At 42.2% G+C, this 25,714-nt stretch carries 25 protein-coding genes; 8 read left to right on the plus strand and 17 right to left on the minus strand.

Annotated features, from left to right (window positions below):
• Positions 1–454: 454 nt before the first annotated feature.
• The 3 genes from BM135_RS08615 to yoaA all read right to left on the minus strand — a co-directional run bounded on the left by BM135_RS08615 (position 455) and on the right by yoaA (position 4,018).
• Positions 455–1,039 carry a Slp family lipoprotein gene (locus BM135_RS08615; RefSeq protein ID WP_092519348.1) on the minus strand — a complete coding sequence of 195 codons (585 nt, stop codon included), beginning with the start codon at positions 1,037–1,039 and terminating at the stop codon, positions 455–457.
• Positions 1,040–1,297: 258 nt separating this feature from the next.
• Positions 1,298–1,993, minus strand: coding sequence for a tRNA (adenosine(37)-N6)-threonylcarbamoyltransferase complex dimerization subunit type 1 TsaB (gene tsaB, locus BM135_RS08620; RefSeq protein WP_092519349.1), 696 nt, complete (start codon positions 1,991–1,993; stop codon positions 1,298–1,300).
• A 108-nt stretch (positions 1,994–2,101) separates the two neighbouring features.
• Positions 2,102–4,018 carry a DNA repair helicase YoaA gene (gene yoaA / locus BM135_RS08625; protein WP_092519350.1) on the minus strand — a complete coding sequence of 639 codons (1,917 nt, stop codon included), beginning with the start codon at positions 4,016–4,018 and terminating at the stop codon, positions 2,102–2,104.
• Between the two features lie 101 nt (positions 4,019–4,119).
• On the opposite strand from yoaA, the gene BM135_RS08630 reads away from it, so the two are divergent.
• Positions 4,120–4,464, plus strand: a complete 345-nt coding sequence (locus tag BM135_RS08630) for a RidA family protein (protein ID WP_092519351.1) — start codon at positions 4,120–4,122, stop codon at positions 4,462–4,464.
• 102 nt (positions 4,465–4,566) lie between these two features.
• Here BM135_RS08630 and mdtI read toward each other — a convergent pair whose 3' ends face one another.
• The 3 genes from mdtI to zwf all read right to left on the minus strand — a co-directional run bounded on the left by mdtI (position 4,567) and on the right by zwf (position 7,520).
• Positions 4,567–4,899: a multidrug/spermidine efflux SMR transporter subunit MdtI gene (gene mdtI / locus BM135_RS08635; RefSeq protein ID WP_092519352.1), complete on the minus strand. Its 333-nt coding sequence runs from the start codon at positions 4,897–4,899 to the stop codon at positions 4,567–4,569.
• Position 4,900: 1 nt separating this feature from the next.
• Positions 4,901–5,296 (minus strand): multidrug/spermidine efflux SMR transporter subunit MdtJ, encoded by a 396-nt coding sequence (gene mdtJ / locus BM135_RS08640; RefSeq protein WP_245737341.1) that lies wholly within the window; start codon positions 5,294–5,296, stop codon positions 4,901–4,903.
• Between the two features lie 748 nt (positions 5,297–6,044).
• Entirely contained in the window at positions 6,045–7,520 is a 1,476-nt protein-coding gene (gene zwf, locus BM135_RS08645) for a glucose-6-phosphate dehydrogenase (RefSeq protein ID WP_092519353.1), read from the minus strand.
• A 459-nt stretch (positions 7,521–7,979) separates the two neighbouring features.
• Between zwf and BM135_RS08650 the strand changes: the two genes are divergently transcribed.
• Together BM135_RS08650 and pyk are read left to right on the plus strand one after the other, a co-directional pair.
• Positions 7,980–8,831, plus strand: a complete 852-nt coding sequence (locus BM135_RS08650) for a MurR/RpiR family transcriptional regulator (RefSeq protein ID WP_092519354.1) — start codon at positions 7,980–7,982, stop codon at positions 8,829–8,831.
• 300 nt (positions 8,832–9,131) lie between these two features.
• On the plus strand, positions 9,132–10,574 hold the full coding sequence (gene pyk / locus BM135_RS08660) for a pyruvate kinase (RefSeq protein ID WP_092519356.1): 1,443 nt from the start codon (positions 9,132–9,134) through the stop codon (positions 10,572–10,574).
• A 98-nt stretch (positions 10,575–10,672) separates the two neighbouring features.
• Here pyk and lpxM read toward each other — a convergent pair whose 3' ends face one another.
• The 3 genes from lpxM to znuA all read right to left on the minus strand — a co-directional run bounded on the left by lpxM (position 10,673) and on the right by znuA (position 14,089).
• Positions 10,673–11,641, minus strand: a complete 969-nt coding sequence (gene lpxM, locus BM135_RS08665) for a lauroyl-Kdo(2)-lipid IV(A) myristoyltransferase (RefSeq protein ID WP_092519357.1) — start codon at positions 11,639–11,641, stop codon at positions 10,673–10,675.
• Between the two features lie 139 nt (positions 11,642–11,780).
• A complete protein-coding gene (gene mepM, locus BM135_RS08670; protein ID WP_092519358.1) occupies positions 11,781–13,109 on the minus strand; it encodes a murein DD-endopeptidase MepM in 1,329 nt (442 codons plus the stop codon).
• A gap of 20 nt (positions 13,110–13,129) precedes the next feature.
• Positions 13,130–14,089: a zinc ABC transporter substrate-binding protein ZnuA gene (znuA, locus tag BM135_RS08675; protein WP_092519359.1), complete on the minus strand. Its 960-nt coding sequence runs from the start codon at positions 14,087–14,089 to the stop codon at positions 13,130–13,132.
• A gap of 52 nt (positions 14,090–14,141) precedes the next feature.
• Between znuA and znuC the strand changes: the two genes are divergently transcribed.
• Positions 14,142–14,924: a zinc ABC transporter ATP-binding protein ZnuC gene (gene znuC, locus BM135_RS08680; protein WP_092519360.1), complete on the plus strand. Its 783-nt coding sequence runs from the start codon at positions 14,142–14,144 to the stop codon at positions 14,922–14,924.
• The gene (gene znuB, locus BM135_RS08685; protein ID WP_092519361.1) at positions 14,921–15,706 is read left to right on the plus strand and encodes a zinc ABC transporter permease subunit ZnuB; all 786 of its coding nucleotides are present in this window, start codon (positions 14,921–14,923) and stop codon (positions 15,704–15,706) included. The genes znuC and znuB overlap by 4 nt, the downstream gene beginning before the upstream one ends.
• 162 nt (positions 15,707–15,868) lie before the next feature.
• Here the strand turns inward: znuB and ruvB are convergent, their stop codons facing one another.
• The 6 genes from ruvB to aspS all read right to left on the minus strand — a co-directional run bounded on the left by ruvB (position 15,869) and on the right by aspS (position 21,269).
• On the minus strand, positions 15,869–16,879 hold the full coding sequence (gene ruvB / locus BM135_RS08690; protein ID WP_092519362.1) for a Holliday junction branch migration DNA helicase RuvB: 1,011 nt from the start codon (positions 16,877–16,879) through the stop codon (positions 15,869–15,871).
• 16 nt (positions 16,880–16,895) lie between these two features.
• Positions 16,896–17,513 carry a Holliday junction branch migration protein RuvA gene (ruvA, locus tag BM135_RS08695; RefSeq protein ID WP_092519363.1) on the minus strand — a complete coding sequence of 206 codons (618 nt, stop codon included), beginning with the start codon at positions 17,511–17,513 and terminating at the stop codon, positions 16,896–16,898.
• A 79-nt stretch (positions 17,514–17,592) separates the two neighbouring features.
• A complete protein-coding gene (ruvC, locus tag BM135_RS08700) occupies positions 17,593–18,114 on the minus strand; it encodes a crossover junction endodeoxyribonuclease RuvC (RefSeq protein WP_092519364.1) in 522 nt (173 codons plus the stop codon).
• Between the two features lie 169 nt (positions 18,115–18,283).
• Positions 18,284–19,027, minus strand: a complete 744-nt coding sequence (locus tag BM135_RS08705) for a YebC/PmpR family DNA-binding transcriptional regulator (RefSeq protein ID WP_092519365.1) — start codon at positions 19,025–19,027, stop codon at positions 18,284–18,286.
• 38 nt (positions 19,028–19,065) lie between these two features.
• The gene (gene nudB / locus BM135_RS08710; RefSeq protein ID WP_092519366.1) at positions 19,066–19,500 is read right to left on the minus strand and encodes a dihydroneopterin triphosphate diphosphatase; all 435 of its coding nucleotides are present in this window, start codon (positions 19,498–19,500) and stop codon (positions 19,066–19,068) included.
• A complete protein-coding gene (gene aspS, locus BM135_RS08715) occupies positions 19,500–21,269 on the minus strand; it encodes an aspartate--tRNA ligase (protein ID WP_092519367.1) in 1,770 nt (589 codons plus the stop codon). The genes nudB and aspS overlap by 1 nt, the downstream gene beginning before the upstream one ends.
• Positions 21,270–21,536: 267 nt before the next feature.
• On the opposite strand from aspS, the gene BM135_RS08720 reads away from it, so the two are divergent.
• The 3 genes from BM135_RS08720 (at position 21,537) to cmoB (ending at position 23,869) form a co-directional block, all read left to right on the plus strand.
• Positions 21,537–21,935: an MAPEG family protein gene (locus BM135_RS08720; RefSeq protein ID WP_092519368.1), complete on the plus strand. Its 399-nt coding sequence runs from the start codon at positions 21,537–21,539 to the stop codon at positions 21,933–21,935.
• A 180-nt stretch (positions 21,936–22,115) separates the two neighbouring features.
• On the plus strand, positions 22,116–22,901 hold the full coding sequence (gene cmoA, locus BM135_RS08725) for a carboxy-S-adenosyl-L-methionine synthase CmoA (protein WP_092519369.1): 786 nt from the start codon (positions 22,116–22,118) through the stop codon (positions 22,899–22,901).
• Complete coding sequence (gene cmoB, locus BM135_RS08730) at positions 22,898–23,869, plus strand: tRNA 5-methoxyuridine(34)/uridine 5-oxyacetic acid(34) synthase CmoB (protein ID WP_092519370.1); 972 nt, start codon at positions 22,898–22,900, stop codon at positions 23,867–23,869. The genes cmoA and cmoB overlap by 4 nt, the downstream gene beginning before the upstream one ends.
• A 143-nt stretch (positions 23,870–24,012) precedes the next feature.
• Here the strand turns inward: cmoB and cutC are convergent, their stop codons facing one another.
• Together cutC and BM135_RS08740 are read right to left on the minus strand one after the other, a co-directional pair.
• Positions 24,013–24,765: a copper homeostasis protein CutC gene (cutC, locus tag BM135_RS08735; protein WP_092519371.1), complete on the minus strand. Its 753-nt coding sequence runs from the start codon at positions 24,763–24,765 to the stop codon at positions 24,013–24,015.
• A gap of 170 nt (positions 24,766–24,935) precedes the next feature.
• The gene (locus BM135_RS08740) at positions 24,936–25,490 is read right to left on the minus strand and encodes a VOC family protein (protein ID WP_092519372.1); all 555 of its coding nucleotides are present in this window, start codon (positions 25,488–25,490) and stop codon (positions 24,936–24,938) included.
• Between the last annotated feature and the right edge of the window lie 224 nt (positions 25,491–25,714).

A 25,714-nucleotide genomic window follows, 5' to 3' on the forward strand; every position in this document is an offset into this window, starting at 1 on the left:
GTTGAATACTCCTGAAATCTAATTGCGATGTAATCACTGACCATAAAACAAACCAGATCTATATATTTAACAAATTATTAACTCAGCGTACCAGTTTGAAAAGAAACAATGTTCAGGTTGGCGATATACATCACTAATTTAATACAAACAATTACTGCAAAAAAATAAGGCAGCTTTTGCCGCCTGAATGTTTTTTGTTATTTATCAATGAATTATTCAAGCTATTAACACTTAAATTTATAATCCGTTGATTATACACTGATTTACTAATTTTTGACTTAAAGTCTTCCATTATTCCTAACGGTTATAAGAAGAATACTCCAATAAAAGATAATTATTAAGAATAGAATTTATAATAGGGTTTAGCTTATAAGATATGCTTATAAAAGATAGAGGGTATTTATGCTGTTTTTAGCAACCTTGCTTGGAAATATGAGTTTCTTAAAATTAAAAATTATTCAGTTAAAACCGTTTCAACTGATACAGGTTGAAGTGACGAATAACCGCGCCAAAATGGAGCATAAGGATTACCATAATAACCCCATGGTTCAGTGTTCATCGCGGAAGGAAAAATCATTCTCTGAGATTCATGCCAGCGTTTCACTCCCGTGACATTCACTGCAACATAATTATACGAACTATTACCTACTTTCCCGTTCTCAAGACCAGTAATCACACCTACAACAGTCACATAATGACCTTTAAAATCACTGGGTTCTAAAAAAGTATTCGCGTAGGCATAAACTCGCCCCAGAGAAGGCGTACCTAAACGTGGGGCCGCATTGCCTGCCAGTGACATGGCAGAAATTTCCAATCGAGTCTGGTCTTTTTCATTTAAGACACTAAGTACTTTTCCACCAAAACGCCCTTCATGCCCAGTGTATAATTCAGGTGCATTTTTGACAGAAAGCAGATTTTCCACCGGCGTTTTGGTTGTTCCTTTAATAACGTCAGGAACTGATACACAGCCCGCGAGAACTAAAGTTCCCAACAGTACCGCCGCTTGCAATATGCTTCGATAGCATGTTGTATTGAGCATAAATTCTCCAACTCAGAAAAACCTTGTTAAGCTAACCATTAATCCGGTTAACCGCATTCTCGCTCTCTATACCCTTCGTCTTTCAAGTTGCCTCTTTGTTGGCTGCGCTCACTCACCCCGGTCGCATAGTTATCTATGCTCCTGGGGGGATTCGCTCCTTTGCCGCCGCGATGCATCTTGAAATCCATTGGGTATACACTCATGGACACCGCTTCCTACCATAAGTTGAATAAATTTTATTTCACCAAACAGAATTCCTTAACGACCCGGTAATTTTTTCCATGTAACTTCATTACGTAGATAAACAGGTTCAGCATGTTCAACTGCTGTCGACTCCCCCGCTTTCCACATCTGAACCGCTAGTGGCAGCATATCTTCTGCATGAGGCAAAGTGATATCACTTGCTATCAGCATTAAGTGACTGTGCAATAATTGAGGGTAAGCTTCCCACCCTGTTCCAGCAATCGCCCATTCACCTGACAAGGCATTCATGATCTCCTGCACCTGTTCAGGTTTCAAAACCGCTTCCGTTTCATCGCCTTGCCATTCACCTTGCGAATTACGGGTATATTGCCCCCAGTAGACTTCACCCATCCGGGCATCAATGGCAACCAGAATATTTGTTGCTCCCCTCAAACGAAAAACCCCTTGAGCCATCGTTTTCAGAGAAGAAACACCAATCAGCGGTAATTCAGCACCTAATGCCAGACCTTGAGCGATGCCAACCCCAATCCGTACACCGGTAAAACTGCCCGGCCCGCGTCCAAACGCTAACGCATCCAATTGTTGCAGACTCACATCACCTTTTGATAATACGTCTTGAACCATCGGTAAAATACGTTGAGTGTGTTCTCGTGGGGAAATTTCAAACTGTGCCTCAACAGCACCTTCATTCCAAAGTGCAACAGAACAGGCTTCAGTTGCAGTATCAATAGCTAAAATCCGCGTGGACATGCCTTAACCCCGGCAAGAATAGAATTCAAAAACAAGGGGCTATATTACCATAGCCCCAACATCATCGCTCCGACAATTTTACTTCTGATTATTTTACTCCGGACAATTTTACCCTGACTTTGATGGACGTGATTTCAGAAACGCTATCGCTTTTGATAAATCACGTGTACGAGGAGCGGGAGGCAAACTATTCAGAAAAACCTCACCGTATGGACGCATCACTAACCGATTATCACAAATGACGACAACACCATAATCATCAATATCACGAATCAGCCGTCCAACGCCTTGTTTCAAATCAATCACCGCATCAGGAAGTTGAACTTCATTAAAGGCATCTCCTCCCTTAAGTTGGCAATCCTCAATACGCGCCTTAAGCAATGGATCATCCGGCGCAGTAAACGGCAACTTATCAATAATAACGCAGGATAACGCATCACCACGAACATCGACCCCTTCCCAAAAGCTGCCTGTCGCCACCAGCAAGGCATTACCCGCTGAGATAAATTGTGTCAGCAATTGTGTCTTGCTTGTCTCACCCTGCACCAATACTGGCAATGTCATACTGGCACGAAATTCTTCTGCCAAACTGCGCATCATTTGATGAGAAGTACAGAGGAAAAAACAACGTCCTTTATTACTTTCAATCAATGGCTTCAACATACGAGCCAACCATTTTGCGCCGCCATTCTGATTAGGCGATGGCAAATGACGTGGAACACACAATAACATTTGACGTTGATAATCAAATGGACTAGGCAGGAGCAGTGTTTGTGCTTGTTTCAACCCCAAACGTTCAGTGAAATGGCTTAGTTGTTCATTGACCGATAATGTTGCCGAAGTAAAAATCCAACAACCCAATTGTTCATGGATCATCTCGCTGAATTTGTCAGAGACAGATAACGGTGTCAGTGCCAGCAAAAAGTGCCGTCCATAACTTTCGAACCAATAGCTGTAATTGGGTATGTTGACATCAATCAGACGCTTAAGACGATTGCGGTAAACCGTTGCTCGCTCAAAAGCCGCATCCAGCATGGATGAACGCCCCAAAGAAAACTTCATTACGTCATAGCAAAGCTCAAGAGCATCATCCAACCGTACTAACGCCCGCTGAACCTGTTGCTGTTGCAAGGCTTCGCGGAGATTGCCCCGATAGCTGTTTTCACCCAATGACAAACGAAAATCTTGCACACTTTGGCTAAGGCGATCTGCACTTTTTTGTAATTGTGCCTGATCGCGCACTTCAATACGGTAAGACATGATGATATCACGTGATAAATCCATCAATTGGCGGCTACTTAACTGCTGACCAAAGTATTGGCTGGCAATATCGGGAATTTGGTGAGCCTCATCGAAAATCACAACATCAGCCTGCGGGATTAATTCACCGAATCCCGTATCCTTAACCACCATATCAGCCATAAAGAGATGATGATTAACTATCACGACATCTGCTTCCATCGCTTTTCGGCGGGCTTTCAGAACAAAACATTCCTTATAGCGAAAGCAGTCACTACCAAGACAATTGTCATTGGTACTTGTGACCAGCGGCCAGACAGTGCTGTCTTCCGCCACTTGATGGCAACTGCTAATATCGCCATCTTCTGTATGGGCTGACCAATGCCTCAATTTGATGACTTCCGCCAATATTTCAGCTTCCATCTGAGAATTGCCGATCGACTGTTGTTCAAGGCGTTCAAGGCATAGATAATTTGAACGCCCTTTTAATAGCGCCAGATCGCCTGTAAAACCTAAAGCACCAACGATAGTAGGAAAATCTCGATTGTAGAGCTGATCCTGCAACGCTTTGGAACCGGTAGAAATGATTACTTTTTTACCGGAACGTAAAGCAGGCACTAGATAAGCAAATGTTTTACCGGTTCCTGTTCCTGCTTCCACTACCAGTTGTTGCTGTTTTTTGATCGCAACAGTAATAGCCGAAGACATTTCCCGCTGAGCATCACGTGGCTTAAAACCCGGTATGGCTTTGGCAAGTACGCCATTTTTCGCAAAATCGTCTGACACGAACTGTCTCTTTCAATAAATTGTGGCAGAATTATGCCAATACTGAGTTGTAATAACCACCCAATTCAGCAAATAAACTGTATATATTAACAGGAGATTTAATGACTATTAAACGCATCGATCCAGATACTCGTTGGTCAGAAGCGGTCGTTCACAATGACACTATCTATTATACCAGCGTGCCAGAAAAGCTGGACGGCAATATTACAGAGCAAACCGCCGATACTCTGGCTATCATTGATACACTGTTACATCGTCTTGGCTCAGACAAGAGTAAGATTTTGGATGCTACGATTTTTCTGGCAGACAAGGCCGATTTTGCAGGTATGAATGCTGCTTGGGATGCATGGGTTGTTGCGGGAAGCGCTCCTGTCCGTTGCACTGTCCAAGCGGCATTGATGAATCCTAAATATAAAGTAGAAATCAAAATTATCGCCGCTTTATAAGCTTCTTCATCAAAAAACAGGGTATTGAACGAGTTTTCGCTCGTTCAATACCATTTTGGAAATAAATGTATAAAATGAAGTTTAAGGTATGAAACGTAAAAATTAAGCCATCTTAATCATAATCATACCAATCAATAACAGTACAATACCGCCCCATCCCTTAAAATTCAGTCGTTGATTAAACATGATCCAACCGGCTGCTACTGTAGCAATAATGCCAAACGCTCCCCACAGAGCATAAGCAATGGAAAGTTCAATACCTTTTACTGCCTGAGCTAACGAACTAAATGCACCCAAAACAGCAATCAGGGATAAAATACCGATCCAGAAGCGCTGAAAACCATTGGATAATTTTAATAAAATATTTGCCACAATTTCCAAAACAACAGCCAGAACCAGGAATGCACCATGCCACCATTCAAATTGGGTTAGCATATCATGCCTCCTTGACTTGCTTGTTCAAAACATTATTTGGTGGGGGTGATGTATTGTTTGAAGCATGGTCTTGAGCTTTTTTTGACCCTACCTTGATCAAAGCAATACCTGCTATCAATAATGTCAATCCACCAATTTTCATCAATGACAGTGACTCATTGAACCACAGTACACTAAAAGCAGTAATAAACAGGATCCCAATACCTTCCCATAGCGCATAAGCTACACCTAATGCCACTTTTTTTACCGCAATTGCCAGCAAAATATAAGAAGTTGTGATCATGGTGTACATCACAATCATGCCTGTAAAATCACCCGAAACGCTGGCTTGTTTCATCGACAGAGTGCCAATCACTTCTGCCACGATTGCCAGTGCAAGAAATATCCAATAAATCATTTTTTTCTCCTGAACATACTGATAAGCATGCCAAAATATCAAGCTATAAGTGCCAACAAGATCGGCTGTAAATGCAACTACGTAATGTCAGAATCAACCTGACGTTTTAGCGAAATATTTTGGCAAAAGGGAAATGCCGGTGAAAAACCGGTTAGCAGGAGAAGGCCCTAAAGGGCGCCGCACCAATAGTGCTCACTGGATAAGATAGTTGATAGGAAAAAAACGTGGGTACAACGTTGAATTTTTTTACTATGTTGAATGTTGACGCTTTTGGCGCTATTCATGGTATTTTATTCTTTCATCACACGATGTTCACTGTGTGATATACTACGAACCCTCATATTGATAATGTTAATGGAATATTTCTACCATAGTTCAAAATAAAAAGCAACATCTTGTATTTTCTTATTATTTTCATTCATCATATTCTCAGCCATTCCAAGATAATCAAGCATGTGCCATCAAATACCGAATTTAATTAGCAGAGCTAATATTATTTTAAGGAAGACAGCCTATATTATATCCCAGTAACTCAACAATCAATTTTTATTATGTTATTTTTCGACATAAGCTCAAGTTATTAAACATGGATTCAGCACAGATCAGTAATTTATTTTTAAATAGTATGTTACTTTGGAATAATAAATGAATGACGTTCAATAACATCTTATTATTTAATAACAGCCGGGCATTAAGCCCAGCTATTATTTTAATGAGTAGATTTAGTACAAATCAAATAACATACAAATTACTCAAATTCATTCCATGAACGCCCATCACGGGTAATCATGGCAATAGAAGCGACTGGCCCCCAAGTACCTGCCTGATAAGGCTTTGGTGGTTCGTTATCCGCACCCCATGCTTCCATAATGGAATCAACCCACTTCCATGCTTCTTCCACTTCATCACGACGGACAAACAACGCCTGAATACCGCGCATAGCTTCCAACAATAATCTTTCGTAGGCATCCGCAAGGTGCGTTTGATTAAACGTTTCGGAGAAACTCAAATCCAGTTTGGTCGTTTGCAAACGATGTTTATGCTCCAGCCCCGGCGCTTTATTCAGCACTTCAATATCAATACCTTCATCTGGTTGTAAGCGGATCGTCAATTTATTCTGAGGTAATTTCTGGTAGGATTCTGCAAACAGATTCAGAGAAGGCTCTTTGAAATAAACAACAACTTCAGAACACTTAGCTGGCAAACGTTTCCCTGTTCTCAGGTAGAAAGGCACACCAGACCAGCGCCAGTCATCAATATCAACACGAATCGATACAAACGTTTCTGTTTTGCTGGCTTTATTGGCTCCCTCTTCTTCCAGATAACCAGGAACTTTCTTGCCGTGCACAAAACCCGCCGTATATTGTCCGCGAACAGTTTTTTTCCGCACATTGGTGTGATCAATTCGACGCAATGAGCGCAGTACTTTTACTTTTTCATCACGAATACGATCAGCTGTTAAGTCAGCCGGTGGCGACATAGCAATCATGGTCAGGATTTGCAGAAGATGGTTCTGGATCATATCCCGCATCTGCCCTGCCTGGTCGAAATAGCCCCAACGTCCTTCAATGCCAACTTCTTCAGCAACAGTGATTTGCACATGATCAATCGTGTGATGATCCCAGTTATTGACAAAAAGTGAGTTGGCAAAGCGCAATGCCAATAAATTCAATACGGTTTCTTTACCCAAATAATGGTCAATGCGGTAAATTTGGCTTTCATTGAAATATCTTGCAACTTCATCATTAATCGCTCGGGAAGAAGTAAGATCCGTTCCTAATGGCTTTTCCATCACGACACGGTTGGGTTCTGCATTCAATTTCGCAGCTCCCAATCCATGACATACTGAGCCAAATGTACTTGGCGGCATCGCAAAATAGTGAATCGCAGGCAAGTTATCCTTATTAAGTATTTTTGCCAATTCGGTGAAATGTTCCGTTTCATTTACGTCCAAATTACAAAATTCTAGACGTGAACTGAGCTTCTTCCACAATTCTGAATCCAATTTCTCGGACATAAATGTAACTAACGCTTCTTCAACGACTTTGATATAGGCTTTTTTATCCCAGTCTGCGCGACCGACGCCAATAATTCGAGTATCAGGGTGGATATAACCCGCTTTTTCTAACTGATAAAGGGAAGGCATTAATTTCCGGCGTGCTAAGTCTCCTTTCGCCCCAAAAATTACCAAATTACAAGCCTGAGCTGTAGACATCACCGCCATGTTGCATCTCCTCAATTACGGGATATTGTAATTTTTTTACAGAATCTGTGGGTAATGTACTCTTTTGGTTATATGCAGTAAACACTGATTATTCATGTCTTCTTTCGTATTTCACGTTGCTGCTGTTTTGGTTGCAATGTGAGTTTATTGAGCGCAGGCTATTAAATAACCTCATGCTCATTTTCTATACGCTATTTTCACATTCATATTAGTGTTATATTCACTAATAATATGGTCAGAGTTTATACCGAATGGTAACTATCAACTGAAAATTTACAACGATTAAGAAGTAATCTTACCAAGTTGAAAGTTAGATACTTGTCATATTTTCATGAAAAATCTCAAGTTATCCGGTTGTTCCCACTGCCAGCTTTCCATAACAAGTAGTATATTTTCATGAAAATGACATAGATTTCTCCTGTTAATGAAATCGCTAAAACCGAGGTTGAATTGCGTTTTATGAACACACTGGAACGGCTCCAAAATAGTCTTGATGTTTTGAGTAAGTCAGAAAAAAAGGTTGCGCAGGTCATTCTTGCTTCACCACAAACTGCCATCCATTCAAGTATTGCCACTCTGGCTAAAATGGCGAATGTGAGTGAACCGACGGTTAATCGTTTTTGTCGACGCCTCGATACCAAAGGTTTTCCCGATTTTAAATTACATCTGGCCCAAAGTCTCGCCAATGGTACACCTTATGTAAACCGCAACGTAGAAGAAAATGACAGTGTCACCTCTTATACAAACAAAATTTTTGAATCAGTTATGGCAAATCTGGAAACGGCCAAAAGTAACCTGGATATTGCAGCAGTTAACCGTGCCGTCGACCTTCTGACACAAGCCAGAAAGCTCTCTTTTTTCGGTTTAGGAGCATCAGCGGCTGTAGCCCACGATGCTATGAACAAATTTTTTCGCTTTAATATTCCGGTTACCTATTTTGATGATATTTTGATGCAACGCATGAGCTGCATTAACAGTACCGAAGGCGATGTTGTCGTACTGATATCTCATACAGGAAGAACAAAAAATCTCGTAGAAATTGCCAAACTGGCCCGCGAGAATGATGCAACCGTAATCGCCATTACCTCAACAGGTTCCCCATTAGCGCAGGAAGCTACTCTTTCCATTTTGCTGGATGTTCCTGAAGATACGGATATTTATATGCCGATGGTTTCAAGAATTGCTCAATTAACCATCATTGATGTACTGGCAACCGGTTTTACACTGCGCCGAGGCTCAAAATTCAGGGATAACCTGAAGAGAGTCAAAGAAGCGTTGCGTAATTCACGGTTTGATAAGCATGAATCATAAACCAGAAAATAGACTGTGTTTTTGTTCACTATTTATCAACTCTCCAGACTGATAGCATATATAGACTTTTCCTTATCTGCATATTCGCAGCACGGGGTTAATGCTCAACAAATAAAATGGTTATTCTAAAGTAATTAAAAACCCATATACCCAATGGATTTCGGGTTACAGCACAACGGTAAGGGAATGAATTCCTGAAAACATAGATAACTATGTGGCCAGAATGAGTGAACTCAGTCAATAAAGCTGCAACTTGGAAAACACAAGGTATATATACTTCATAGGTCAACGGAGTAATACATGTCCAAACGGCTCAGAAGAACAAAAATCGTCACTACACTTGGCCCGGCTACAGATCGTGACAACAATCTAGAAAAAGTTATCAGCGCGGGAGCCAACGTCGTCCGCCTTAATTTCTCTCACGGCACAGCGGAAGATCATGTCCAACGTGCAAATAAAGTACGCGAAATTGCCGCCCGTTTAGACTGTCACGTCGCTATCCTTGGTGATCTTCAAGGGCCTAAAATACGCGTATCCACGTTTAAAGAAGGAAAAATTTTCCTGAATGTTGGGGATAAATTCCTGCTGGATGCCAATCTGGGTAAGGGAGAAGGAAATAAAGAAAAAGTCGGTATTGACTATAAAGGTCTACCGTCTGATGTAACAACCGGTGATATCTTGCTATTGGATGATGGGCGCGTTCAGTTGAGAGTCCTGAAAATTCAGGCCATGCAAGTCTTCACGGAAGTAACTGTTGGAGGCCCACTTTCCAACAATAAAGGCATCAATAAACAGGGCGGTGGATTATCAGCCGAAGCCCTGACCGAAAAAGATAAAGAAGATATTATTACAGCCGCCAAAATTAATGTTGATTATCTTGCTGTTTCTTTTCCTCGTTCAGGTGAAGATTTGAATTACGCCCGTCGTCTTGCACGAGATGCAGGCTGTGAAACCCAAATCGTCGCAAAAGTTGAGCGAGCCGAAGCCGTCAGCAACGACGAAATTATCGACGAAATCATTCTGGCGTCTGATGTTGTCATGGTTGCCCGTGGTGACCTTGGTGTTGAAATCGGCGACCCTGAACTGGTTGGTGTACAGAAGAAACTGATTCGTCGTGCCCGCCAACTGAATCGTGTCGTGATTACTGCCACACAAATGATGGAATCCATGATCACCAACCCAATGCCGACACGTGCTGAAGTCATGGATGTTGCTAATGCGGTACTGGATGGTACTGATGCGGTTATGCTTTCTGCCGAAACTGCGGCAGGTCAATACCCAGCGGAAACCGTTGCTGCTATGGCACAAGTCTGTATCGGAGCGGAAAAAATGCCGGGCCTCAATGTTTCCAAGCATCGCTTGGATATTACATTTGATAGCATTGAAGAAGCGATTTCAATGTCTACCATGTATGCAGCCAATCATTTAAAAGGCGTCAAAGCAATTATTGCCATGACCGAATCTGGTCGCACGGCCCGCATGATGTCTCGAATTAGCTCTGGCCTGCCCATTTTCTCCATGTCACGCCATGAATCGACCTTAAACCGTACCGCACTTTATCGTGGTGTAACACCTGTTTATTGTAGTTCACACACTGATGGGATCGCTGCGGTAAGCGAAGCTGTTAACCGCCTGCGTGATAAAGGCTACCTCACCACCGGAGATTTAGTACTGGTGACTCAGGGTGATCAGATGAGAACAGTTGGCAGTACCAATACCTGCCGCATACTCGAAGTTGAATAATAAGTAATTTAATAATGAATTATTCATAAAAACAGATGATAAGGGGCAGTACACTGCCGCTTATCATAATTAATCGGGAGGCTGAAATTATTCAAGAATCAAAATTCTTTCCTTTTATAAGGCTCAATATCCCCTTCTTTCCGTGTCTTGAGCAATTTTAAGATCCAGGTATATTGTTCAGGATTAGGTTTAACCAATTCTTCTAATTCCTCATTCATGCGACGAGCAATATAAACATCATCCTGCCCTGCAATATCGTCCATTGGTGGACGGATATAAATATCCAACTGATGGGTTTGGCAATTATAAACCGGAAATAACGGCACAACAGCTGCCCGGCAAACTTTCATTAAACGTCCTACCGCTGGCAACGTTGCTTTGTATGTAGCAAAAAAATCGACAAATTCGCTATGTTCTTCACCATGATCCTGATCGGGCAAATAATATCCCCAAAAGCCTTCGCGCACCGATGCAATAAAGGGCTTAATTCCTGCATCACGAGAATGCAGACGTCCACCGAAATGCTGTCGCGCTTTATTCCACAAATAATCAGCAACAGGATTACTCTGATGGTTAAACATACCTGATATTTTGTAACCACGTGCTGACAAAAGCATGGCAGGAATATCAATTGACCATCCGTGAGGAACCATTAGGATGACATTTTTTCCTTGTGCTTTTAATGTATGAAAAATTTCCTCACCATGCCACTGAGTACGCTTCAACGTTTCTTCAGCACCTTTTAGGCAAAGTTCTGCCAGCATAACAAATGACTGAGGCGCACTAGCAAACATTCTATCAATCAAGTTTTCGCGCTGTTGTTCCGTTAACTCAGGAAAACAGTAAATTAAATTGATTTTTGCTCTGCGACGAGCGCTTTTCGCTTTTTTACCCGCCCAAACACCTATTTTGGCTAACAATGGATCACGCCATTTTGCTGGAATATAAACTAATCCGGCCAACACTCCTACACCAGCCCAAAGCCCCCAATAGCGAGGATGCAAATAAGATCGATGAAACCGAGGGACATATCCCAATTTACTATCTGTATCTTTTTCTCTATTCATGAGCTAACTCTGATGATTCCAACTCTCGCTTTCAAGGCACAAGTTTATAACAACAAATAATATAAAAGCGGATGATAGCAATCATCCGCTTTTATGTCTGTCAATAATCTGAAGCAGGGACACTTAATCCGGCAATAACTTAATCTAGCAACAATTGAGGTTTAATCTCCTTAATCATTGCTACATATTCTGTACGCTCTTTACCACTTAGCCCACCAGAACTCGGTAATTTTGCAGTGAGCGGATTAACCGGTCGCTGATTATCCCAGAATTCAAAGTGCAAATGTGGGCCTGTTGAACGTCCTGTACTTCCTGATAGCGCAATGCGCTCACCCCGTTTCACCTTCTGACCCGGTTTTACCAATAATTTCCGCAAGTGCATGTATCGAGTGGTATATTGACGACCATGTCGAATAGCGATGAAATTACCCGCTGCACCATCAAATTTAGATACAATGACTTCACCATCACCAACTGCCAGAACAGGAGTTCCTACAGGCATAGCAAAATCAACCCCTCTGTGTGCAGTAACTCTGCCAGTGACTGGATTTAACCGATGTGGATTGAAAGAAGAAGACACTCTGAATTGTTTAGTTGTAGGCAAACGCAAGAAACCACGCTCCAGACCGGAAGCATTGCTATCATAAAAATGGCCATCATTGGCACGGAAAGCATAATAATCATTACCTCCCCTCTGTAAGCGAACACCTAACAATTGGCTCTGTTCACTTTTTCCATCAAGCATTTCACGAGACATCAGCACAGAAAAACGATCGCCTTTACGTAATTTACGAAAGTCTATCTGCCATTGCAGCGCTTTTGTCACTTCTCTGGCTTCACTGCTGGTTAATCCAGCGGTCAGGGCACTACCATTAAAACTACCATCGACTGTGCCTATAATAACTTTATTTTTCCATTCCCCTTTCTGGAATTCTTGTACTTTTTGGAAATCATTACCTTCACGGGTATAAGTGCGAATTTCACGACGCGAAATATCCCACGTCAGTGTTCTTAAATTACCGTTATCGTCAGTAGTCCACGATAATGACTGACCAATAGCTAAATTACGCAACTCGCTATATTGATTTGCCAACAAAGCAATATCAGAGGAATTAATGCCAAACTGATTTAAAATCGAACTCAGGCTATCCCCATTGGAAACAACATACTTATGCGGAACATTTGCTACTGCATCAGAACTGCCATCTTCATCCCCAATACCTTCATTGGGAAGTTGCTCATTATCATCCCCTGCTACATCATCTGTCGCATCTGGATATGTTACTTCTGGAACACTATCGGAAGTATTGAGAATAATGCTACCTGTCCGTTCTTCTTGTTCATGGTAAATAACCGGTCGCCATATCGCGATAGCCAAAGTGACCAGCGTTAAGGATCCAAGCATGATCTTATGTGGTTTGGGCAGGTTGTTGTATACCAGAACGATAGTTTTAGCTATCTGCTGCACTAATAAAATTCCTTATTGTACTAATTCAGGCAGCTCGCATATTGTTGTGACAGCTGAGTTATAAATTTCATATAGCTATCTTTATCCAATGCAATGCCACCCCCTAAAGGGTCAAGTATTCCTATGCGCACATCTGTGCCTTTTGCTACGGCATGAATAACGGCTGGCCTGAATTGAGGTTCAGCAAAAATACATTTCGCTTTCTGCTCGACCAATTGTGTTCGTATATAGTGTAACCTCTGTGCACCAGGTTGTATTTCAGGATTAACCGTGAAAACTCCCAATGGAGCCAATTGGTAGTGTTTTTCAAAATAACCATATGCGTCATGAAAAACAAAATAACCCTGTTTTCTTATGGGCTTTAAAATATTAGCAATATTCTTATCAGTTTGTGCAAACTGTCCATTGAATTTACGTAGGTTTACTTCTAGTCGCTGTTTTTGTTGAGGGTATTGTTCAATAAGCTGATCATATATTGCCTGAGCGACTTTCTTCGCAATCTCTGGAGAAAGCCAAATATGCATATTATATTCGCCGTGATGATGATGTTCATGATCTGTATCATGTTTATGACTATGTAATTCACCATAGAAATCATTAGCATATTTACTATTTTTCAACAACAGTGGTTTGATAGTTAATAATTCAGCCAGTGTCAGTTGTTTTTTCCGTTCAATTTTAGCTATCGATTTTGCCAAAAAAGTTTCCATATCCGGGCCAATCCAGACAACCAAATCAGCCTGGTTAATTTTTTTTACATCCAGAGGCCGTAACGCATAATCATGTGGAGAAGCGCCATTAGGCAAAAGTACCTGAGCATTTGTTACACCATCAGCAATGGCGGCAGCAATAAAACCCAGTGGACGAATAGATGTAACAACATCTGCTTGCACAGCGCCATTCATTCCTACTACTAATGCAGTAGCTAGCACGATTTTACGAAAAAATTTATGCGCGTATTTCTGTGGCTTATGTAACATAATATGAATATTCCATGCAAAAAAACCAATTGTGTTATATTATAACATTTCAATGATTCTGCAAGATTCTTTTAACACGTTAACTATGATAACCCTAAAAAATATTACGGTTGAATTTGGTCACCGCAAGGTATTAAACAATATTTCATTTAATCTCAAGCAAGGTAAAATTCTGACCCTGATCGGCCCGAACGGAGCGGGGAAATCGACTCTGGTTCGAGTCGTTCTTGGTTTAATCCAAGCTACTTCGGGAACTATTGAAAAAAGCCCTGTGCTGAAAATTGGTTATGTTCCGCAGAAACTTAACCTTGATCCTGCTCTGCCCATGACCGTAAAACGTTTCATGATGCTAAGACCCAACGTGAAATCAGCAGATATCATGCCAGTATTAGATCGGGTCAACGCTATCCACTTGCTGGAACAACCCATGCAGAAACTATCAGGTGGAGAGACTCAACGAGTGTTACTCGCCAGAGCCTTACTTAATCAACCCCAACTTTTGGTTCTTGATGAACCAACACAAGGTGTTGATGTCAATGGCCAACTGGCACTTTACGATTTAATCAATCAAATCAGGACAGAGCTTAATTGCGCTGTACTTATGGTATCCCATGATCTGCACTTAGTAATGGCGAAAACAGACGAGGTCTTATGCCTTAACCAACACATTTGCTGTTCTGGAACACCAGAAATGGTATCAATGCATCCAGAATTTATTGCAATGTTTGGACGTCATGGTGCAGAGCAACTGGCAGTTTACCGCCATCACCACAATCATCATCATGATCTTAGAGGGAAAGTCATTTTGAAAAATGTTGGAGAATCACGTCGATGATTGAATTATTGCTTTCCGGCTGGCTAGCCGGTATTTTTTTGTCCATTGCCGCAGGGCCTCTTGGTTCTTTTGTCGTTTGGCGCAAAATGTCCTATTTTGGCGATACACTTGCACACGCATCACTGCTTGGTGTCGCATTCGGTTTCTTACTGAATGTGAATCCGTTTTATGCGGTTATTGCCGTTACACTCATTCTGGCGATTATTTTAGTTTGGCTGGAAAAACGTCCACAATTGGCGATTGATACATTATTGGGCATTCTGGCTCACAGTGCTCTATCACTCGGTTTAGTCGTTGTTAGTTTTATGACCAATATCAGAGTCGATATGATGGCTTACTTATTTGGCGATTTACTGTCTGTGACTTATGACGATCTCTGGTTGATTGCAGTCGGTGTCGCGATTGTTGTCGGATTACTGATATGGCAATGGCGCGCTTTGCTATCAATAACAGTTAACCAAGATCTGGCTTTTGTCGATGGCATTAAAATCCAACGCCTGCGTGTTCTCCTAATGTTAGTGACAGCATTAACCATTGGGTTGGCGATGAAATTCGTCGGGGCACTAATTATCACTTCTTTGTTGATTATCCCTGCCGCTACCGCTCGTCGTTTCTCCCGCACACCTGAACAAATGGCATGTTTTGCAATTATTCTCGGTATGCTTTCTGTTACGGGAGGATTAACGTTATCAGCATTTTATAACACTCCGGCAGGGCCTTCCGTTGTACTTTGTTCAGCAATATTATTTGCATTGAGTTTAACGTGTAAGGCAAAAAGCTGATATTTATCCCTTCTCTCTTCAATTTTCTACTTTTTAACAACTCAAATACGACCAATAAGGGTTACAATTTAACTAGTTGTAACCCCTTTATTATTTGGGGAGTAATTAGCTTACACATTTATCGAATTGCATTGCATATTTATCGCATTACACTTTCATAGATTATGATCCACTTTCCTTGCTTAAACCAAAATGCTGATAAGCATGATTGGTCGCAATTCTCCCTCGTGGTGTTCGTTGGATAAGTCCTTGTTGAATCAGGAAAGGCTCCAATACATCTTCGATAGTTTCTCGTTCTTCACCAATCGCCGCTGCCAAGTTATCCAGTCCAACAGGGCCACCCATAAATTTATCAATAATGGCCACCAACAATTTACGATCCATATAATCAAACCCGGCTGAATCCACATTCAGCATATCAAGGGCTTGGGATGCAATAGTGCTATCCACTGAGCCATTACCTTTCACCTGAGCAAAATCACGTACACGACGCAATAATCGATTAGTAATACGAGGAGTACCACGGGAACGCATCGCAATTTGCCTTGCTCCGTCATCTGAAATACTTAATCCCATATAGTGCGCACTGCGGGAAACGATACTCTGCAAATCATCAACATTGTAAAATTCAAGGCGTTGTACGATACCGAATCGATCACGTAATGGTGAAGTTAAAGAACCCGCGCGAGTGGTTGCTCCAATCAAAGTGAATGGTGGGAGATCAATCTTGATTGAGCGGGCGGCAGGCCCTTCGCCAATCATGATATCCAGTTGATAATCTTCCATTGCGGGATAAAGAATTTCTTCCACAACTGGTGATAAACGATGAATTTCATCAATGAACAGCACATCATGCGGTTCCAGATTGGTAAGCATGGCAGCAAGATCTCCCGCTTTTTCCAACACTGGTCCCGATGTTGTTCGGAGATTAACCCCCATTTCATTTGCAACAATATTTGCTAGCGTGGTTTTACCCAATCCGGGAGGCCCAAAAATCAATAGGTGATCCAGTGCATCACCACGTTGACGAGCCGCTTGAATAAAAATTTCCATCTGTTCACAAACATGAGGTTGACCAACATATTCAGACAGAAATTTCGGCCGAATAGCACGATCAACAGCTTCATCATCTTGCAGAACTTCTGCTGAAACCAGACGGTCAGCTTCAATCATCACTCAACTCCTGTGATTACAGAGCCGCACGAAGCGCTTCTCGAATAAGGGTTTCACAATCTGCGCCCGATTTAGCTACTTTACTCACCATCCGGCTAGCTTCCTGCAGTTTATACCCCAGAGAAACCAATGCCGCTGCTGCTTCTGCTTCAATATCGGCAGAAGAACTCGCTTGTTTGGTAGCAGCAGGCAAATTAATATCACTACTTTGGTTAAACAGATCGCCATTAAGCCCCTTAAAGCGATCTTTCATCTCAACAACGAGTCTTTCAGCTGTTTTTTTACCAACACCCGGTAATTTGACCAATGAAACAATTGCCTCCTGTTCTATTGCCGTAACAAATTGCTGGGCAGACATGCCGGAAAGGATCGCCAGAGCTAGTTTTGGTCCAACGCCATTTACTTTAATCAGTTCACGGAAAAGTGCCCGCTCTTGTTTATTATTAAACCCATATAATAGCTGAGCATCTTCACGTACAATAAATTGTGTAAATAAGATGGCTTCCTGACCAATTTCAGGCAGTTCATAAAAACAGGTCATTGGCATATGAACTTCATAACCGACACCATTAGTTTCCAATAAAACCAACGGCGGCTGTTTTTCCAACACGGTTCCTCTCAAACGCCCTATCACTGTTTACCCCCTGAAAATAAAAATAAATCGTTCCGCTAGCTTATAGCACAAAAAAAACTGGACGTATATCCAGCATCAACTATTTCAGGCGACCTCGAGTTAAATTTAACCGCACATCACCTACCCGGAGTAAATTTTGATTGAAATGACAATGCGTGATGGCAATAGCCAGAGCATCGGCGGCATCAGCCTGCGGATTAGCAGATAATTTCAACATCGAACGGATCATGTGCTGTATCTGGCTTTTTTCCGCCGCCCCCGTACCGACCACAGTTTGTTTAACCTGACGGGCTGCATATTCAAATACAGGAATAGACTGGTTAGATGCAGCGACAATCGCCACACCACGCGCTTGCCCCAATTTCAAGGCGGAATCTGCATTTTTTGCCATGAAAACTTGCTCTATTGCAAAAGCATCGGGCTGAAATTGAGTGATGATTTCAGTCACTCCGGCATAGATCTTTTGCAAACGACTAGGTAAGTCATCTACTTTTGTTCGGATACAACCGCTACCGAGATAGATAAGTTGTCGTCCCTGTTGGCGAATAACGCCATACCCTGTGACTCTGGAGCCGGGGTCAATACCAAGAATAATCGCCATATCGGGCTATTCACCATACCAAACAGTTCACTACATCGAACTGTTCATAAGATCGAATAATTCGCAAATCTTGCCTAAGTCGGATCGCTTGTAATGCGGGATAAAAACGTTAGAGAAAGTGCCCTGATATTAAGGAACACTTTCTCTACGCTGTGAACCCTAATGCTAATTACAGCAGTGCTGCAACCTCATCAGATATTTCACCATTATGATAAACTTCTTGAACATCGTCAGAATCTTCAAGCATATCGATAAGACGAAGTAATTTAGGCGCTGTTTCTGCATCCAGTTCCGCTTTGGTGGACGGGATCATAGAAACTTCCGCGGAATCTGCCTTGAAGCCTGCTGCATCTAGAGCATCTTTAACATCACCAAAAGTCTCTGGTGTAGTATAGACATCAATCGCCCCATCATCATAAGTTTCAACATCGTCAGCACCTGCTTCCAATGCTGCTTCCATCACCGCATCTTCATCCAAGCCCGGGGCGTAGGAAATAACCCCTTTCTTGGTAAACAAATAAGAAACAGAACCATCAGTACCCAAGTTCCCACCCGTTTTAGTAAACGCGTGACGAACATCAGAAACAGTACGGTTACGGTTATCACTCAGGCATTCAACCATAACCGCGGTACCACCCGGTCCGTAACCTTCATAAATGATGGTTTCCATATTATCGGAATCATCGTTGCCAACACCGCGGGCAATTGCACGATTCAAAGTATCGCGAGTCATGTTATTGGACAGCGCTTTATCGATGGCAGCTCGCAAACGTGGGTTAGAATCTGAATCGCCACCGCCCAATCGTGCAGCTGTTACCAATTCACGGATAATTTTAGTAAAAATCTTACCGCGTTTCGCATCCTGTGCAGCCTTACGGTGTTTCGTATTGGCCCATTTACTATGACCTGCCATGAAAATATCTCCGATAAAACGTCTTGTAGACTAATAAACTAAATTACAAACTCTTCAATTGCTTGCCGATTGCTCCACGACTTTGTCAATTTAGCAGCTTCTTCCGCCGCCAGCCATTGATAAGCCAGATGTTCAGTCAGCAAGATCTCTCGCTCCTCAGGTAACGCCAGAAAGAACCAATGCTCTTTATTCCGCGTCACTCCCGGAGCATATCGATGTCGTAAATGTGAGAAAATCTCATAATAAAGACAGCGTTGACAATCCATCAGTTCAAGATTTTCATTGATAATATCAATGCCTATCTCTTCCTGTACTTCACGTAACGCCGCCTCCCACGGTTTTTCGTACTTTTCAAGGCTACCTGTTACAGATTGCCAAAATTCAGGATCGTCCCGTCGCTGTAACATCAGCACCCTTTTACTGTCAAAGGCGTAAATTATAACCAATACAGATTCAGGGCACTTATAAGCCATTATTCGCTCTCTTTTTTAACCACTGAAATAGCCAGTTCTTCCAACGCTGCCGAATTCGCCTGACTTGGTGCATCAGTCATCAAACATGCTGCTGCTGTTGTTTTCGGGAAAGCAATCACATCACGAATATTATCTGTATTGGTCAACAGCATGACGAGGCGATCCAAACCGAAAGCCAGACCTGCGTGCGGAGGCGCGCCGTATTTCAGGGCGTTCAGCAAAAAGCCAAATTTCTCCTGCTGTTCCTGCTCATTGATACTCAAGATACGGAATACAACCTGTTGCATTTCATTGCGATGGATACGAACGGAACCTCCACCTACTTCATAGCCATTGATAACCATGTCGTAAGCATTTGCGATAGCTGCTTCTGGATTGCTTTCCAACTCAGACGCCGACAGATCACGAGGAGAAGTAAATGGATGGTGCATTGCAGTCAAACCACCTTCGCCGTTGTCTTCAAACATTGGGAAGTCAACAACCCAAAGGGGTTTCCAGCTTGCCAGATCCGTGATGTTTAAATCGCGGCCCAGTTTCAGGCGCAGCGCACCCATAGCATCGGTGACAAGATTTTTCTTGTCAGCACCGAAGAACAGGATGTCACCATCCTGCGCATTAGTACGGGATAACAGGCCTTCGACGACTTCTTCGGACAGAAATTTGGCAACCGGGCTTTGTACCCCTTCCAAGCCAGCAGCACGGTTGTTAACTTTCATCCATGCCAATCCTTTCGCGCCATAGATGCCAACAAATTTACCGTACTCATCAATTTGCTTGCGGCTCAGCTCTGCGCCACCGGGAACACAAATCGTTGCCACACGGCCTTTTGGATTATTTGCTGGTTCTGCAAAAACAGAGAACTCCACGTCTTTAACCAGATCAGCAACATCCACCAATTCCAAAGGATTACGCAAGTCTGGTTTATCTGAACCAAAGCGACGCATAGCTTCTTCGAACGTTATAATTGGGAAGTTACCCAAATCGACACTTTTTACATCCAGCCAGAGTTCACGGATCATTTTTTCCATGATCTCGCGAACTTGTTCGGCAGTCATAAACGAGGTTTCAACGTCGATCTGGGTGAATTCTGGCTGGCGATCTGCACGCAAATCTTCATCGCGGAAGCATTTTACAATCTGGTAATAACGGTCAAAGCCCGACATCATCAACAATTGTTTGAAAAGCTGAGGTGATTGCGGTAGTGCATAAAATTCGCCTTTATGAACACGGCTTGGCACTAAATAGTCACGTGCACCTTCCGGCGTAGCCTTAGTCAGCATTGGCGTTTCAACATCAATGAAACCCGCATCATCCATAAAACGACGCACAAAACCGGTGATTTTTGCACGAGTCTTCAAACGCTGAGACATTTCAGAGCGACGCAGATCAAGATAGCGGTATTTCAGGCGTTGCTCTTCGCTATTGTTCTGATTGCTATCCAGTGGCAGTGGCTCTGAGCGGTTGAAAACCATCAGGCTTTCTGCGAAAACTTCAATTTCGCCAGTCGCCATATCTTTATTAATTTGGTTATCAGGACGCGCCCACACGATCCCTGTGATTTGAATACAAAATTCATTACGCAGTTCAGAAGCCTGAGCAAAAACTTCTTTCTGGTCTGGGTCAAAAAATACTTGAACGATACCCTCGCGATCTCGCATATCAATAAAGATCAAACCACCCAAATCACGGCGTCGATTTACCCAACCACAAAGAGTCACTTTTTGGCCTTCATGGGCTAGGCTCAACTGCCCACAATAATTAGTACGCATACAATATCCTTTTACTCAGCTTGTTATGCTTTCTGCTGCGGAAATTTTGGCATTGTTCTTTTTAAAAAGAATTGCAAAAAAAGACTGTCATTATACTGGAAATTCTGACCAGAGATAAGGCCATAACGTCTTTCTTAACAAGACAATTTTTTGCTATCCGATAACATTCATAGGATTTATTATTAAATACTATGATTTATAGCGACAGTTTTCTTTTTGAGGTTTATCATCATTTGGCCGTTTTTGGATTAGGCAATGGAGTTAAAAATGGTTAGCTCGCTTTATATAGTACTGGGCGCACTACTGTTAATTAAGCTGTCTCTAGATGTAGTCAAGTTGAGAACGCAATATCGGGTAGCCTATGGCGATGGCGGTTTTTATGAATTACAAACAGCCATTAGGGTTCATGGTAATGCTGTTGAATACATTCCAATCTCAATGTTGTTATTGGTCATGATGGAGATGAATGGAGCTCCCGTTTGGATGCTGCACATTTGTGGGTTGGTATTACTGTCAGGCAGAGTACTACACTACTTTGGCTTGCGTCATCGAGAAATACGCTGGCGGCGTATGGGAATGGCTGCAACCTACATATCAATGCTAATAATGATTATCACTAATATTTACTATTTACCGTGGGTGCAGATTTTTTCTCTTTATACGTAATCCTGCCCTGTATATAAATAAATAGTTCACCCTATTTATGATACCCTGACATCATAGAATCCCATCATACCCGAAGCGGTGTACTGTCGCTGAGGGTTTATCTATTGATTATCCCTTTCTGCCTTTTCCTTCATTCTGTTAGAATGACCACTTCTTATTGTTTCCAAAATCAATGCAGTTATGTCAAATCAAGAACCTCATAATCAACGGGACAGCCTGTTCTCTGCCCCAATTGCCAATTTAGGTGACTGGAGTTTCGATGAACGTGTTGCCGAAGTTTTTCCTGATATGGTGAAACGTTCAATTCCCGGTTATTCCAATATCATTTCCATGATAGGTATGCTGGCAGAACGTTTTGTAACGCCAAACAGTCAAATTTATGATCTCGGTTGTTCCCTTGGCGCAGCCACACTGTCAATCCGCCGATCCATTAGTGCCGAAGACTGTAATACTGGCAGTCGTACAAATGGTTGCCGCATTATTGCCATCGATAATTCACCAGCAATGATCGAGCGCTGCCGCCGCCATATTGACTCTTTCAAGGCCAGTATCCCCGTTGAAGTTATCGAACAGAATATTCTTGATACCAACATTCAAAATGCATCAATGGTAGTTCTGAATTTCACATTACAGTTCTTGCACCCTGATGATCGCCAGAAAATGCTGGATAAAATTTATGCCGGTTTAAAACCCGGAGGAGTTTTGGTTTTGTCCGAAAAATTCAACTTTGAAGATGATCAAGTTGGCGAATTGTTATTCAGCATGCACTATGATTTCAAGCGAGCCAATGGTTACAGCGAGCTGGAAATCAGCCAAAAACGCAGTATGCTCGAAAATGTTATGCGGACAGATTCTGTTGAAACCCATAAATCACGCCTCAAAAGAGCAGGATTTCAGCACGTTGAAGTCTGGTTCCAATGCTTTAACTTTGGCTCATTACTGGCAATAAAAGGAACTGAACAATGATCGATTTCGGTAACTTTTATCAATTGATCGCCAAAAACCACTTAAGCCACTGGTTGGAATGCCTGCCAGCACAATTAAACCATTGGCAGAAAGCATCATTGCATGGTCAGTTCAGTTCATGGCTAAAGAACTTGGAGAATCTGCCTGAAATTCATCCTACCCAGCTTGACCTGAAAAATGGCGTCATCGCAAATCATGAGCCGGAACTTTCAAACGGCGAAAAAGCCTGTATTCAAAATATCTTGAAGTTATTGATGCCGTGGCGTAAAGGGCCTTTTTCGCTATATGGCGTGGAGATTGATACCGAATGGCGTTCTGACTGGAAGTGGGATCGCGTCCTTCCCCATATTTCATCTTTAGAAGGCAGAACCGTACTTGATGTCGGTTGTGGTAGTGGTTACCACATGTGGCGCATGGTCGGTGAAGGGGCTGATTTAGTGGTGGGCATTGACCCAACCCAGCTTTTCCTCTGCCAATTTGAGGCCGTCAGAAAATTATTGGGCAATGATCAACGCGCTCATCTTCTGCCTTTGGGCATCGAACAATTACCAGAACTAAAAGCCTTTGATACAGTGTTCTCAATGGGAGTACTTTACCATCGCCGCTCCCCTCTCGATCATTTGTGGCAACTGAAAAACCAGCTAGTCTCTGGCGGTGAATTAGTTTTGGAGAGTTTGGTGATTGAAGGTGATGAGCACCAATGTCTCATGCCGGGTGAACGTTATGCACAAATGCGGAATGTCTACTTTATTCCGTCTGCCAAGATGCTGAAAGTTTGGTTGGAGAAATGTGGTTTTATTGACGTCCGAATTGTCGATCATGCAGTCACGACACTGGATGAACAACGCCAGACAGAATGGATGAAGACTGAATCGCTGGTCGATTTTCTTGATCCAAATGATCACAGTAAAACGATAGAAGGCTACCCCGCACCACTACGAGCTGTCCTTATTGCCTGCAAGCCATAATTCATATTCTTCTTCTTTCAAATTGCTACTTTGTTGGCTGGCTTTTCCCAGTCATATAGTTAACTATATGACTGGGACTAACACCTTTGTCGCTGCGCTACAGCCTGGAGTCGATGTTGTATTCATATGAAATACAAAATATTCTATTTTTTCCGTTGAATCAAGCTAATCACTCCCTTCATTGATTCAACCAGCTGCTCATCAACACAGTAGTGAGCATATTCATCCATATCACTGTCGTCAGAACTCATTGTGACACCTGCTTTTCGATACCTCATGGAAGAAGGCACCATCTTGCCTGCTGAACTATGAACTTCCGTTATCCCAATTTCCAGAAACTTACTGATATTGCTCATCCTGACACCAGCACCCGGCATGATAATCGGCCCTTGGCTGGCTTGTAACAACTCTTTTAAAAGGGGTAATCCCAACTCAGCATTTTGTTGCTGGCCTGAAGTCAAAATACGTTGTACACCTAGCTCTGTCAGTTGTTCCAAAGCAACATGTGGATTGAAACACATATCAAACGCGCGATGAAAAGTAACTTCCATATTCCCTGACAATGACATCAATTGTTTCATACGAAGTAGATCAATATGACCTTCTTCGTTTAAAACGCCAAAAACTACCCCAGGAAATCCCATGTCACGGATACAAGCAACATCATTTTTCATCACTTCGAAATCAGTGTTGCTGTAACAGAAATCTCCCTTTCTCGGCCGTACAATGGGATACACTGGAATTGATAAACGCTGTAGTGCATGCTGCAACGCCCCGAAGCTAGGTGTTACCCCGCCTTCCGACGGGCTTGCACTTAATTCAATACGATCAGCTCCCGCCTTTTGTGCAACCAAAGCACAATTTATGCTATAACAGCAAATTTCCAGCTTTATCATCCAAAGACCTCCTCGGATATAAACTCTCAGTGCTCTATTTATATTCCCCTAAAATATTTCATTAGCGAACCTATTAACTATTGCAATTAATTTTATTTAATATTTTATTAGAAGTCACAAGATTAGAATTTTTTGCTAAGTCCGCATAAAGAAAAAGTTATTTTTGCCGATTAAGCCTCACTTTTGATGATCTCTTTGAGAGAAAAAGGGTGAAATTTGATTGTGAGTTCACTATTGGTCACAGCTAACGTTGGGTTTGATAACCTTTCATTATTACTTTTCGGGTGACTTTCTTTTGTGCGAAAAACATCGGGTAGCGGATCAGGCAATAGCTTATAAGCTTCGTGTATAAGTTGTTCTGGTGGCACAGGCAGAACCAATTCGACATGTTCCCAGCCTTCGTGTACGTATTGCTTTTTACTTGGATAAGGTAACTCGACACAATCAATTTGCCAGCCAAGTAAGGTTATTGGCTGTTCTAACTCAAATAAGCAGATAGGACGACCATTAATCATGCTTTCAGATACCAATTGACCACATTGCAAAAAACCTTGATACCAGCGATCAGCTATTGCCATTTCATTACAACGCAAGGAAATGTGATCCGCTGAATATTGCGCAAGATCTAAGCCAAGATGATCACCAAACTGCTTTAATTTTTGTTCAAACTTCAATAAATCAGCCGATAAATCCTGTAATTCAGAAATTGTTGAAAAGTGTGTCATCGCTTCTCCATCAAAAAAGCTATCAAAATCATTTTCCGCCCTTACGCTAAAATCCGGCTGATTTTAACCGAAATGACGAAAAATCGCCTGAAAGACGCGCTGAAAACAAAAAGTCATACTACCAGAGGTTAGGGCAAACGGGTCTAAATTGAACAGTTAGTTCAGTGATGTGCCTTCAGTACATAAAGGTAGGAACATTGATGATCGTTTGTGATTTACAATCC

This window comes from Xenorhabdus japonica (genome assembly GCF_900115195.1).
In the GTDB taxonomy this organism is placed as follows: Bacteria; Pseudomonadota; Gammaproteobacteria; order Enterobacterales; family Enterobacteriaceae; genus Xenorhabdus; species Xenorhabdus japonica.